The organism is Devosia sp. Root413D1, assembly GCF_001425235.1.
GTDB lineage: Bacteria > Pseudomonadota > Alphaproteobacteria > Rhizobiales > Devosiaceae > Devosia_A.
Genome location: NZ_LMEA01000009.1, coordinates 234985 through 246435, shown reverse-complemented (window position 1 = coordinate 246435; position 11451 = coordinate 234985). Strand labels below are relative to the sequence as shown.

The 11451-nt window shown below is 65.8% G+C and carries 12 protein-coding genes; 1 reads left to right on the top strand and 11 read right to left on the bottom strand.

Annotated features, from left to right (window positions below; translation table 11 throughout):
* Window positions 1–125 precede the first annotated feature (125 nt).
* The 8 genes from ASC89_RS13245 to ASC89_RS13210 form a co-directional block, all read right to left on the bottom strand.
* On the bottom strand, window positions 126–641 hold the full coding sequence (locus tag ASC89_RS13245) for a DUF2937 family protein (protein ID WP_055998516.1): 516 nt from the start codon (window positions 639–641) through the stop codon (window positions 126–128).
* Between the two features lie 119 nt (window positions 642–760).
* Complete coding sequence (gene trpA, locus ASC89_RS13240; protein WP_055998514.1) at window positions 761–1591, bottom strand: tryptophan synthase subunit alpha; 831 nt, start codon at window positions 1589–1591, stop codon at window positions 761–763.
* Window positions 1591–2811, bottom strand: a complete 1221-nt coding sequence (gene trpB, locus ASC89_RS13235; RefSeq protein ID WP_055998513.1) for a tryptophan synthase subunit beta — start codon at window positions 2809–2811, stop codon at window positions 1591–1593. The genes trpA and trpB overlap by 1 nt, the downstream gene beginning before the upstream one ends.
* Before the next feature lie 10 nt (window positions 2812–2821).
* Window positions 2822–3472: a phosphoribosylanthranilate isomerase gene (locus ASC89_RS13230; RefSeq protein ID WP_055876193.1), complete on the bottom strand. Its 651-nt coding sequence runs from the start codon at window positions 3470–3472 to the stop codon at window positions 2822–2824.
* 10 nt (window positions 3473–3482) lie between these two features.
* Window positions 3483–3830, bottom strand: a complete 348-nt coding sequence (locus ASC89_RS13225) for a lipopolysaccharide assembly protein LapA domain-containing protein (RefSeq protein WP_055047554.1) — start codon at window positions 3828–3830, stop codon at window positions 3483–3485.
* A 15-nt stretch (window positions 3831–3845) separates the two neighbouring features.
* Window positions 3846–4130 carry an integration host factor subunit beta gene (locus ASC89_RS13220; protein ID WP_055876189.1) on the bottom strand — a complete coding sequence of 95 codons (285 nt, stop codon included), beginning with the start codon at window positions 4128–4130 and terminating at the stop codon, window positions 3846–3848.
* Between the two features lie 35 nt (window positions 4131–4165).
* On the bottom strand, window positions 4166–5113 hold the full coding sequence (gene sppA / locus ASC89_RS13215) for a signal peptide peptidase SppA (RefSeq protein ID WP_055998511.1): 948 nt from the start codon (window positions 5111–5113) through the stop codon (window positions 4166–4168).
* 252 nt (window positions 5114–5365) lie between these two features.
* Window positions 5366–7852, bottom strand: a complete 2487-nt coding sequence (locus tag ASC89_RS13210) for a winged helix-turn-helix domain-containing protein (RefSeq protein ID WP_055998506.1) — start codon at window positions 7850–7852, stop codon at window positions 5366–5368.
* A 129-nt stretch (window positions 7853–7981) separates the two neighbouring features.
* Between ASC89_RS13210 and ASC89_RS13205 the strand changes: the two genes are divergently transcribed.
* Complete coding sequence (locus tag ASC89_RS13205; protein ID WP_055998504.1) at window positions 7982–8176, top strand: hypothetical protein; 195 nt, start codon at window positions 7982–7984, stop codon at window positions 8174–8176.
* Between the two features lie 3 nt (window positions 8177–8179).
* Here ASC89_RS13205 and ASC89_RS13200 read toward each other — a convergent pair whose 3' ends face one another.
* From ASC89_RS13200 to ASC89_RS13190, 3 genes are all read right to left on the bottom strand, one after another.
* Entirely contained in the window at window positions 8180–8686 is a 507-nt protein-coding gene (locus ASC89_RS13200; protein ID WP_055998503.1) for a GNAT family N-acetyltransferase, read from the bottom strand.
* A gap of 155 nt (window positions 8687–8841) precedes the next feature.
* The gene (rpsA, locus tag ASC89_RS13195) at window positions 8842–10539 is read right to left on the bottom strand and encodes a 30S ribosomal protein S1 (protein WP_055876168.1); all 1698 of its coding nucleotides are present in this window, start codon (window positions 10537–10539) and stop codon (window positions 8842–8844) included.
* Between the two features lie 192 nt (window positions 10540–10731).
* Entirely contained in the window at window positions 10732–11367 is a 636-nt protein-coding gene (locus tag ASC89_RS13190; protein ID WP_055998501.1) for a d(CMP) kinase, read from the bottom strand.
* Between the last annotated feature and the right edge of the window lie 84 nt (window positions 11368–11451).

Here is an 11451-nt window from a genome sequence, read left to right as displayed (position 1 = left end):
GGCCGCTATCAACCGGGATATAAAGAAAGCTTTATGTCCCTTGAGTGATTGATCGGTCGCGAGATCGAACCGGAAAAGTCTGCACCCCCCGCCTCCGCGGGGGCAGGCCTTTTCCTGATCTCGCTCTAGGGCCGACGCTCGACATAGCGCACGCGACGGCGCCGGAACGGCAGCAGCAGCACCCCTGCTATCGCCGAGAGGATCACATAGCCCACGGCGAAGCCGGCGGCCGCATAGCTCAGCCCCTCGAGGGTCACCGGCACCGCCGGCTGGTAATCGCTGAGGGTGCGCCGGCCGATCTCGGTATCGAAATATTCGGGCATCCGGGTGAAGCGCTCCCAGCCGGTAGCGCCGCGCACTTCGGCCAGGGTGGCAGAGAGCTGCTGGTAACGTGAGAAGGTCCGCGCCATCGACTCGCCGCGGGCCGCGATGAAGCTGTCGCCCGTCTTCGAATATCGGTCGATCGCCTGTTCGAGGGTCAAGCCTGCCTCTTTGGCCGCCTCCTCGAACTCGGCGGTGATGATGCGCAACTCGTCGACCGCGCCGCCCAGCCGCTGGGTATATTGCTGCGCATATTCGGGGAACTGGCTGAGACTGAGGCCAAGCGCCAGTCCGCCAACGATGCCAAGTGTCCTGCGCATCCCAATGCTCCGTTCCCGACTGCAACGGCGCCACGACGGGTGCCGTTCCGAACATAGGAACAGTTGGTGAGCGAGAGGCTAACTCGCCAGACCTCGGAAGCCGGACGCCCCTGCTGCGGTCAGGCGGCCGCCTTCGCCCGCTTCACGCCGCTCGACAGGCCCGCGACCAGCGTCGTCACCGCGGCAACGGTGCCGGCAGTGGCTTTGCCATTCTCGAGCGAGCCGAGCACGGCGTTACAGATCGCGGTGCCGACGGCGATGCCATCGGAGTCGCGGCCCATGCGGGCGGCGTCGTCGGCGGTCTTGATGCCGAAGCCAACCACCACCGGCAGGTCGGTATGGCCCTTGATGCGGGTCACCGCTTCGCCGACGGCGGCGTGGTTCTTGATGCTGGCGCCGGTGATGCCGGTCATCGAGACGTAGTAGACGAAGCCCGAAGTGTTGTTGAGCACCGCCGGCAGGCGCGCGTCATCGGTGGTCGGGGTGGCGAGGCGGATGAAGTTGAGGCCGGCCCTCAGCGCTGGAATGCAGAGCTCGGCATCTTCTTCGGGCGGCAGGTCGACGACGATCAGCCCGTCAACGCCCGCGGCCTTGGCAGCGCTCAGGAAAGCATCGACGCCGAAGATGTAGATCGGGTTGTAATAGCCCATCAGGACGATCGGGGTTTCGTCGTCCTGCTTGCGGAAGGCTTCGACCATCGCCAGCGTCTTCTTCATCGTCTGGCCTGCCGCGAGCGCCCGCTGGCCGGCGGCCTGGACGCCCGGGCCATCAGCCATCGGGTCGGAGAAAGGCATGCCGAGCTCGATGATGTCGGCGCCGGCACCCGGCAGCGCCTCGAGGATGGCCTGCGCGGTGGCGAGGTCCGGATCGCCGGCCATGGTGTAGGCGACGAGCGCCGGACGGTTCTGCGAGGCACAGAGCGCAAACCGCGCGGGGATACGGGTGGTCATCAGCTGTTCATCCCCAGGTAGCGGCCGACACTCTCGACATCCTTGTCGCCGCGGCCGGAAAGGCAGAGGACGATGGTCTCGTCCGTGCTCATCGTCGGCGCGACCTTCATGAGATGCGCGAGGCCATGGGCGCTTTCCAGTGCCGGGATGATGCCCTCGAGCCTGGTGCAGAGCTGGAAGGCGTCGAGCGCTTCCTTATCGGTGATCGGCGCGTAGGTGACGCGCTTGGTATCGTGCAGATACGAGTGTTCGGGACCGACGCCCGGATAGTCGAGGCCGGCCGAAATCGAGTGGCCCTCGAGGATCTGGCCGTCGGCATTCTGTAAGAGGTAGGTGCGGTTGCCGTGCAGCACGCCGGGGCGGCCGCCGGTCATCGAGGCGGCATGGCCGTTCTCGACTTCGATGCCATGGCCACCGGCTTCGGCGCCATAGAGCTTGACCGAGGGATCATCGAGGAAGGCGTGGAAGGTGCCGATGGCGTTGGAGCCGCCGCCGACGCAGGCGACGACGGCGTCGGGCAGCTTGCCGGTCTCGGCCTGCATCTGCGCCTTGATCTCTTCGCCGATCACCGACTGGAAGTTGCGCACCATCTCCGGATAGGGGTGCGGGCCGGCCGCGGTACCGATCAGGTAATAGGTGGTCTCGACATTGGTGACCCAGTCGCGCAGCGCCTCGTTCATGGCATCCTTGAGGGTGCCGGCGCCGGCAGTGACCGGGCGGACCTCGGCGCCGAGCATCTTCATGCGCAACACGTTGGGGTACTGCCGCTCGACGTCGGTGGCGCCCATGAACACCACGCAGGGCAGATCGAACTTGGCGCAGACCGTCGCCGTCGCCACGCCATGCTGGCCGGCGCCGGTCTCGGCGATGATGCGGGTCTTGCCCATGCGCTTGGCCAAGAGGATCTGGCCGAGCGTGTTGTTGATCTTGTGCGAGCCGGTGTGGTTCAGCTCTTCGCGCTTGAAGTAGACCTTGGCGCCGCCCAGTTGCTCGGTCAGCCGCTCGGCGAAATAGAGCGGCGAGGGGCGGCCGACATAGTGGGTAGCGAGATGCTTGATCTGGGCCTGGAACTCAGGATCAGCCTGCGCCGCCCGGTAGGCCTTCTCGAGATCGAGGATCAGCGGCATCAGCGTTTCGGCGACGAAACGGCCGCCATAGAGCCCAAAGCGACCCTGCTCGTCGGGGCCGTTGCGAAGGGAATTGGCCCCGGTCGCGGTCACTGCTGAACTCCTACCCGTGTGCGGCTCGCGCCTGCTCGATGAAAGCCCGGATCAGCGCCGCGTCCTTGACGCCGGGCGCGGTTTCGACGCCGGAGGAGACATCGACGGCCATCGGTCGAACGGCCCGGATTGCCTCTCCCACCGTCTCGGGCGTGAGGCCCCCGGAAAGCATGAATGGAAGGTTGGGGTCAAGCGCCTTGAGCAGGCTCCAGTCGAACGGCACGCCATGCCCGCCGCTGCGATCGGCCCCCTTGGGCGCCTTGGCGTCGAGCAGGATGCGATCGGCGATATCGGCAAAGTCGGCAACATGCGCCACATCCTCGGCCGTGCTGATGCCGATGGCCTTCATGATGGCGATGCCGGCTTCGTCGCGGATCGCTTCGACGCGATGCGGCGTCTCAGGGCCATGCAGCTGGATCCAGTCGGGCGACAAAGCGGCAATTTCCATGACCGAGGAATTGTCCGGATTGACCAGGACGACGCAGGTCTCGATCCGGCCACGTGCCGCCGAGATCAGTTCCTGCAGCGTCTCGAGATCGACATGCCGGGGGCTGCGCTCGAAATGCATGAAGCCGACGATGTCGGCGCCGGCGTCGATGGCTGCGTCGAGCAGTGCCGGGGTCCTGATGCCGCAGATCTTGACGATGAGGGGGTCGGACATGTGCCTTGGATCAGTTGGGAACGAAATCTTCGGCGCCGAGCGCCGGGGGTTCGGGCGAGCGGCGGGCGACCTCCAGCTCGCGATGCAAGCGTTCGGTCTCGCGCTTGAAGTGGCGCTCGTCGCGGCGATGCGGCCCCTGGGCGAACCAGGTGGCGACGCCGCCGAGCAGCACGCCGACCAGCAGCACGGCAAACAGCACCAGGAACAGCGGCACCCCGACACCCGGCGAGCTCAAGGCTTCGACCGGCGCGAAGGGGTTGAAGTTCACCACCACCAACTGGCGGTTGGCCAGGGCGAACACAATCAGCACCGCGCAAAGCGGCACCAGCACGAACCAGCCGACAATGCGTCTAATCATCGGAAATGCCAGACATCATCCCGCGCGATTGATCCGCTCACGGATTTCCTTGCCGGCCTTGAACTGCGGCACGTACTTCTCGCCCACATCGACGGTTTCGCCGGTCCTGGGGTTGCGGCCGACACGCGCCGGCCGGTTCTTGACCGAGAAGGCACCGAAGCCGCGCAGCTCGACGCGGTCACCACGGGCCATCGCGTCGCCGACCTCATCGAGGATAGCGTTCACGATGTTCTCGATATCGCGCTGAAACAGATGCGGATTTTCGTCGGACAGTCGCTGCACGAGTTCGGACTTGATCATACCGCCCCCCGGCGCACTCCACGGGTCGATGGGGTTCACATCGATGGGTTAGCCTGCCAAAGCGAGACCAAACCGTCAAGGGACATCGCCCCGTCGACGCTCGAACGCATCACTTCGGCAGCGCTCTGGCCGAGCCAGCGGGTTACGCCGAACCAACCTTCGGCCGGCAACGGAAAGTAATCGACCACCGGCAGGTCGGCGACAATGGCTTTGTCGCTCTCGAGCCAAGTAATGGCCTCGGCTTCGCCGCCGATCGCGTCGATCAGCTTCGTCTCGACGCCCTGGCGCCCGGTGATGATGCGGCCATCGGCCAGCGCCAGCGTTTCGGGCCGTGGGATGGCGCGGCGTTCGGCAACGATATCGACGAACCATTCGAACGAATCGTTGACCAGCGCCTGCAGCGAGGCGCGGACCTCGCCCTGCATCGGTTCGTTGAAGTCGGGCTCGGCCTTGAGCGGGCCGGTCTGCACCTTGTCGAAATTGACGCCGATAGTGTTCAGCAGCTTGCCGGCATCGACATGCTGATAGAGCACGCCGATGGAACCGACGATCGACAGCCGGCGGGCAAAGATGCGGTCGGTGGCAATGGCAGTCATATAGGCGGCCGAAGCGCCGAGTTCGCTGATCACCGCGACCACCGGTTTTTTGGCGCGCAGCGCCCCAAGCGCCTCGTAGAGTTCCTCACCGCCCGCGGTGGTGCCGCCGGGGGAATTGATGGCGACGATCACGGCTTTCACCGCATCGTCCTCGGCGAGCTTGTCGAGGATCTTGAGGCGAGCCGGATCGGTCATGATGGTGCCGGTGATGCTGACCCGGGCAATGCGGTCGCCGGGGCCGCCCTGCTCCATGGCGAAGCGGCCGACAATGGCCAGGACGGCAGCAGCGAGCGCCAGGAAGAACAGCACCCGCCACAGCCGGCGTGATCGGCGCAGCCGGGCATTGGCGGGGATCAAGTGCGCGCTATCGCCGGAGGTGTCGGTCATCGGGGCCTCATGCAGGATTGGGGGAGGTAACCCGCAGGCCGCGACAAATGCAATGCGGAGAAGGGTTGCGGGCCGAGGCTCTGCAAGTCCTCCAAACTCGGTGTCATCCCCGCGAAAGCGGGGGAACTCCGTTTGCGATCGTGCGGCAAGCCAAGAAAACAGAGGTTCCCGCTTTCGCGGGAATGCCCCGGTGGGTGGGGCCGGGATCACACAGTGGGTGGGGAAGGGTCAGTGCCCCGTGGATAGACGGCCCTATACCTTCAGCCGCTGCCGCTCGGTCTTGATGAAGCCGGCGAGGTGATCGGCCTCGAACAGGGTCAGCGCCCTGCCCTGCTGCAGCAGGCGGTCTCGTTCGGTTCGGCCCAGCGCGGCCTCGAGGGTAGCGGAGAGCCGGTTGCGCTGCATCTCCTCGGTAGCCTGGCGGCCGTCGATCCAGCCCTCAAAACTCTTGTCGGTGAAGCCGACGAGGAGCGCCGCGACATCGAAGGCGCCGCGCGTCGCGAGGAGCTCCGCGGCGTTCTGCAACAGGCACCAGTGCCACTGGCCGCCATCGCGCGGCACGATTTCGGCCGCTTCGTAAAGCGGGGCGACCGCACCGTCGAAATCGCCGAGCGCCATGCGGTAGGCGGCGTTGTTGTTGAGATGGAAGCCGAGCAGCAGGCTGCGGCCGGCGGCTCGCAATTCGGGCATAATCTGATTGGAGAGCGACAGGGCGCGAACCGTGTCGCCGCCCTTATGCAGCATCTCGGCAAGGTTCATCACCGAGCGAAAACGGCCCTTGGGGTTGCCGACATCGAGATGCATGGCAAGCCCGGCTTCGGCGCGGGCGAGCCCCGACATGGTGTCGCCGCGGGTCCAGGCCTGGGTGCCGATGCCCACCAGCGCCCAGGATTTCACCTTGCTGGGCGGCATGTCGGCGATCAGCGTTTCGAGCTCGGCAACCAGCGGCTCGGCATCGCCCTGATGGTGGAAGAAGATGGTGATCCAGGCGGTAAGCACCAGCGCCTGGGTGTAGCGCAACCGATCATCGCTCCGTCGGAACCAGTCGAGCGCCGGCTCGAGCCCCTGATAGGCGCGGACATCCATGGCGTTGTAGCGGCCGATCTCGCCCAGGGCCAGTTGCAGCCGCGCGGCGGTTTCGGACGGCACGGCGCCGACCAGCGACATGCCGGCCTCGATGGTCGCCAGCCCTTCGGCGCCGAGCTGCTCTTCCATGAAGTAGCGGTAGGAGCCGGCGGCGATCTCGACATAGGTCGGCCAGTCGGCACGGGTCTTGGTCCAGGCGAGGGCGGCGCGGAGGTTATCGCCATCCGGGCGGTAGATCTGGTCCCAGCGCTCGTCCGGCAGCACCTCCCAGCGCAGCACGCTGTCGGCGAACAGGTCGCGAATATAGGCGGCGTGGCGGTCGCGGGTGATGACGTCCTCGCCGGCCTCGGCCAGCTTGTCGAGGGCGAAGTGACGAGTGGACTCGAGCAGGCGGTAGCGCGCCCGGTCCTGCCCGTCGCGAACGACGAGCGAGCGGCGCACCAGTTCGGCGACCCGCGCCTCGGCCCCCTCGCCCGCCACCGCGTTGACGGCGGGGATGGAGAAGCTGCCCTGGAACACCCCGAGGGCGCGCAGGGTGCGTTGATCTTCAGGCTCGAGCAGGTCGTAGCTCCAGGCCAGCGAAGCGGCGAGGGAACGGTGGCGCGGCAGCGCCGGGTCCCAATCGGCCTCGAGGCTCGCCAGCTGCTGCTCGAGCTGGCGATCGACGGTCTCGATACCGACGGTGGCGGCGCGGGCGGCTGCCATCTTCAGCGCCAGCGCCACCCCGTCGAGGCGACGGCAGAGCCGGGCGACGATCGGCAGTTCGTCGGCGGAGAGTTTTTCGCCGAACGCCTCGTAGCAATAGGCGAGGAACTGCGCCGAGGCGGCGTCTACCAGCTCGCCTTCGCCGGTGACGGCGAAAGGCAAGAGCTTGAAGACATGCTCCTCGGGCAAGGCCAGCGGCACCTGCGACGTCGCAAGGATGCGGATATCTGGCACTTCGGCCAGCAAGGTGCGAATGACGCGCGCTGCGGCGCCGCGCACATGTTCGCAATTGTCGAAGATCAGCACGGCTTCGGTGGGCCTCAGATACTCGACGATCGATTCAAGCGAGCGGCTGCCGGCGCGGAACGGCACGGCGAGGGTCTGGATCAAGACGCTCTCGATGAACTCGCCGCTGCCGAGCGAAGCAAGGTCGACCATCCAGACGCCGCCATCGACAGGGCCGAGCGTCTCGGCCACAGCGACCGCCAGCGTGGTCTTACCGACCCCGCCGGGGCCGAGAATGCTGACCAGCCGGTGCTGGTCGAGCAGGCGTGCCACCGCCGCGATTTCAGTTTCGCGCGCCACGCAGTCGGCACGATAGCGGCCGAGATTGCCGTCGGCGCCGGCGGCGAGCGATCGCACCGGCTCCGCATCCTCGACCGGCTCGGGGCCGACATACTTGTAGCCGCGACCGTGCACGGTGGCGATGAAGCCGGGGCCAAGCGCCTTGCGCAGCGCCGACATGTGGACCTGCAGGGTATTCTCCTCGACCACCACGCCGGGCCACACCGCGTCGAACAGGGCGGACTTGTCGAGCAACTGGTTGGGCCGGGTCAGCAGCGCCTCGAGCAGGTCGAAGGAACGGCCCGAAAGCTCGATCAGCCCGTCGGGGCCGATAAGCTCGCGTTCACGCGGGCGGATCCGGTAGTCGCCAAAGCGCTTTTCCATTGTGTGATCATAGCCTGATCCCCTGATTCAGGTCGATCAGGACTGCTTCAGAACTCTTCAGGATTGCCCCAAGGACTGCCGGGCCGCTCGGGGCGATGATCAGCGCACCAGATCCGAGGAGACGGACAAATGCTGTACCAGCCCAAGCCCCGCAACAATGCCGCAGCGCTCGCCCGGCACGTGCTCGTCGCCATCGCTGGCGTGTTCGGCGGTCTCGGCCGCGGCCAGTCCGACGGCGCCTATCTCGACGGCATGCGCGGCAGCGAACTCGAAGACCTTGGCCTCCGCCGCGGCGACGATGGCGGCTACCGGATGTTCAAGTAGCGGTCAATCGAGCTTGCGCACCATGTACCGCGCCTCTGCCTCGTAGCTCAGCAGCTTGCCGTAGAGCTCGGGAACCTCGGTCACCTCGAAGCCGTGGCGCTGCCAGAACGGGATCGAACCGTTCACGGCGACCAGCGTCATGGTGGGGTAGCCCTCGGCGTTGGCGTGCTTGACCAGCGCCTCGACTATCTTCGAGGCCGCGCCGACCCGGCGGGTGACCGGCAAGAGGCAAAGGTCGTGCAGGTAGTAGGTATCCGGCTCGGCCGGCAGCGCCTTCAGCAGCGTGTTGAGCGGTGGCAGCGTGCCATAGAGCCAGGGGTGGCTCAGCACGTAGCCGGCCGGCTTATCGCCGATCTCGAGCAGGTAGCAGCCGTGGCGGTAGAGCTTCAGGCGCTCGGCCAGCACCTCGGGGGTTTCGAAGAAATCGACATGCACGGTGTCGGCGATGCCCTGCACCGCCGGCAGGTCATAGCTGGTCATGGCGCGCCAGGCGACATCCTTCAAAAGCATCGTTTCCCCCAAACAAAGGGCCCGCACCTGCTGGTGCGAGCCCTCCGGAGCGCTTTCAGGAAAAGTTGCAGACTTTTCCGGTTCGAAAGCGCGACCAAATCAAACAGATGCAGACCCGCGAGCGCTCGGTTTGATCCGGGCGCCCGCGGAAACGCTTACTTCTCGTCGCGGCCCTTGAGGGCGGCGCCCAGGATGTCGCCGAGCGAGGCGCCCGAGTCCGACGAACCATAGGCGGCCACGGCTTCCTTCTCCTCGGCGATTTCAAGCGCCTTGATGGAGAGCTGGATGCGCTGGGTCTTGCGATCGTACTGGGTGACGCGCGCGTCGACCTTCTCGCCCTTGCTGAAACGCTCCGGACGCTGGTCGTTGCGGTCACGCGACAGATCGGCGCGACGGATGAAGGCGGTCATCTCGGTGTCGTTGATGCGCACTTCGATGCCGCCATCGTTGACCTCGGTCACCGTGCCGGTCACCACGGAGCCCTTGCGGACGCCGTCGCCGCCAGCATCGGCCACTTCGCCGACTGCCAGCTGCTTGATGCCAAGCGAGATGCGCTCCTTCTCGACGTCGACGTCGAGCACCTTGGCCTGGACGATGTCGCCACGGTTGTAGGCCTCGAGAGCCTGCTCACCCGGCTTCTGCCAGTCGAGGTCGGAGAGGTGGACCATGCCGTCGACATCGCCATCGAGACCAATGAACAGACCGAACTCGGTCTTGTTCTTGACCTCGCCCTCGACAACGGTACCCGAGGGGTACTTGTCGGCGAAGGTTTCCCACGGGTTGGCAAGCGTCTGCTTGAGGCCCAGCGAGATACGGCGCTTCTCGGGATCGACCTCGAGCACCATCACTTCGACTTCCTGCGAGGTCGAAACGATCTTGCCCGGGTGGACGTTCTTCTTGGTCCAGCTCATCTCGGAGACGTGGATCAGGCCTTCGATGCCGGGCTCCAGCTCGACGAACGCACCGTAGTCGGTGATGTTGGTCACGCGGCCGGTGAACTTGGCGCCGACCGGATACTTGGCGGCAATGCCATCCCACGGATCGGCCTGCAGCTGCTTCATGCCCAGCGAGATACGGTGGCTCTCGTGGTTGATGCGGACGATCTGCACCTTGATGGTCTCGCCGATCGACAGCACTTCGGACGGGTGATTGACCCGGCGCCAGGCAATGTCGGTGACGTGCAGCAGACCATCGATACCGCCGAGGTCGACGAACGCACCGTAATCGGTGATGTTCTTGACCACGCCGTCAACGACCTGGCCTTCCTCGAGCTGCTGGACGATCTCGGAGCGCTGCTCGGCGCGGCTCTCTTCGAGGATCGCACGACGCGACACGACGATGTTACCGCGGCGCTTGTCCATCTTCAGGATCTGGAACGGCTGCGGCACATTCATCAGCGGGCCGATGTCGCGGATCGGGCGGATATCCACCTGCGAGCGCGGCAGGAAGGCAACAGCGCCTTCGAGGTCGACGGTGAAGCCGCCCTTGACCTGGTTGAAGATGATGCCTTCGACGCGCTGGTTGGCGTTGTACATCTCTTCGAGCTTGACCCAGCTCTCTTCGCGGCGAGCCTTCTCGCGCGACAGCACGGCCTCGCCGACGGCGTTCTCGACGCGATCGACGTAGACTTCGACGAGCGAGCCCACCTTGATGGTGCCGTCACGGCCGGCGGCGCCGAATTCCTTCAGCGCGATGCGGCCTTCGGTCTTCAGGCCGACGTCGATGATGGCGAGATCCTTCTCGATCGCCACGACGGTGCCCTTGACCACGGTCCCTTCCAGCGGCTCGTTCTCGAGGAACGAGTCCAGCAGCAGGGATTCGAAATCTTCCTTGGTAACAGTTTGAACTGCCAAACGACTTCTCCAATGCGCCCGGTGGCTTGAGGTGAAAGGCCCGGTGCCAATCGCCATGAAAAGGCGATCCGGTGCGCTGGCGCGCGAGCCATGTGGGGTTAGGATGGTTTTCCGCTGCCGGCTCTTGGAACATGCCGGGGGACGAAAGCCGCAAGGTTTGGTTTAGCAGCTCGGACTTGGTGGTCGCCGAAGCTACGCCTTGCGCGCCATGACCCCGTCGACAATGGCGACGGCTGCGCGGAGTGCGGCCTCTATACCCAAGAGCGTGGTGTCCAGCAAGTGGGCATCGGGCGCCTGGTAGAAGCCGCCATGTGGATTCGCGCGGTCCCGCGCGTCCCGCTGCTCTATCTGGTGATAGAGGGCGTAACGATCAACCACCTGCCCCTTGGCTTCGAGCTGGCGGGCTCGGCGCTCCATGCGGGCCTTGCTGTCGGCGACGATGAACAGCTTCACATCGGCATCGGGACAGACCACCGTGCCGATGTCGCGGCCGTCGATCACCGCGCCACCTGGCTGGTGGGCATAGTCGCGCTGATACTGCCGCATCGCGAGGCGCACGTCGTTGATCACTGCGACGTGCGAGGCAAGAACACCGGCTTCGGCGCTGGTCAGCTTATCGACGTCGCTCAGGTGTGCGGCATCCAGCGCACGGGCCGCGGCGATGGCATAGGCCTCGAAATCGGACTTACCCAGATGGTCGGCGACGGCAAGGCCAACGGCGCGATAGAGCAGCCCGGTGTCGAGGTGCGGCAGGCCATAGTGCCGGGCAAGACCGGCCGCCAGCGTGCCTTTGCCGGATGCCGCCGGCCCATCCACCGCAATGATCATTGCCCCTCCGCACCCAGGCTGTTCGCGGCCCTGCCTATCACGCTGGCCGGGCGGGCTGCCAGCATGCCACGACGCTACCCCCAG

Bases quoted from the DNA above. Each gene is read 5' to 3' on its own strand.
- ASC89_RS13245 (WP_055998516.1), bottom strand. From the start codon at position 641: ATGCGCAGGACACTTGGCATCGTTGGCGGACTGGCGCTTGGCCTCAGT.
- trpA (WP_055998514.1), bottom strand. From the start codon at position 1,591: ATGACCACCCGTATCCCCGCGCGGTTTGCGCTCTGTGCCTCGCAGAAC.
- ASC89_RS13230 (WP_055876193.1), bottom strand. From the start codon at position 3,472: ATGTCCGACCCCCTCATCGTCAAGATCTGCGGCATCAGGACCCCGGCA.
- ASC89_RS13225 (WP_055047554.1), bottom strand. From the start codon at position 3,830: ATGATTAGACGCATTGTCGGCTGGTTCGTGCTGGTGCCGCTTTGCGCG.
- ASC89_RS13220 (WP_055876189.1), bottom strand. From the start codon at position 4,130: ATGATCAAGTCCGAACTCGTGCAGCGACTGTCCGACGAAAATCCGCAT.
- sppA (WP_055998511.1), bottom strand. From the start codon at position 5,113: ATGACCGACACCTCCGGCGATAGCGCGCACTTGATCCCCGCCAATGCC.
- ASC89_RS13210 (WP_055998506.1), bottom strand. From the start codon at position 7,852: ATGGAAAAGCGCTTTGGCGACTACCGGATCCGCCCGCGTGAACGCGAG.
- ASC89_RS13205 (WP_055998504.1), top strand. From the start codon at position 7,982: ATGCTGTACCAGCCCAAGCCCCGCAACAATGCCGCAGCGCTCGCCCGG.
- ASC89_RS13200 (WP_055998503.1), bottom strand. From the start codon at position 8,686: ATGCTTTTGAAGGATGTCGCCTGGCGCGCCATGACCAGCTATGACCTG.
- ASC89_RS13190 (WP_055998501.1), bottom strand. From the start codon at position 11,367: ATGATCATTGCGGTGGATGGGCCGGCGGCATCCGGCAAAGGCACGCTG.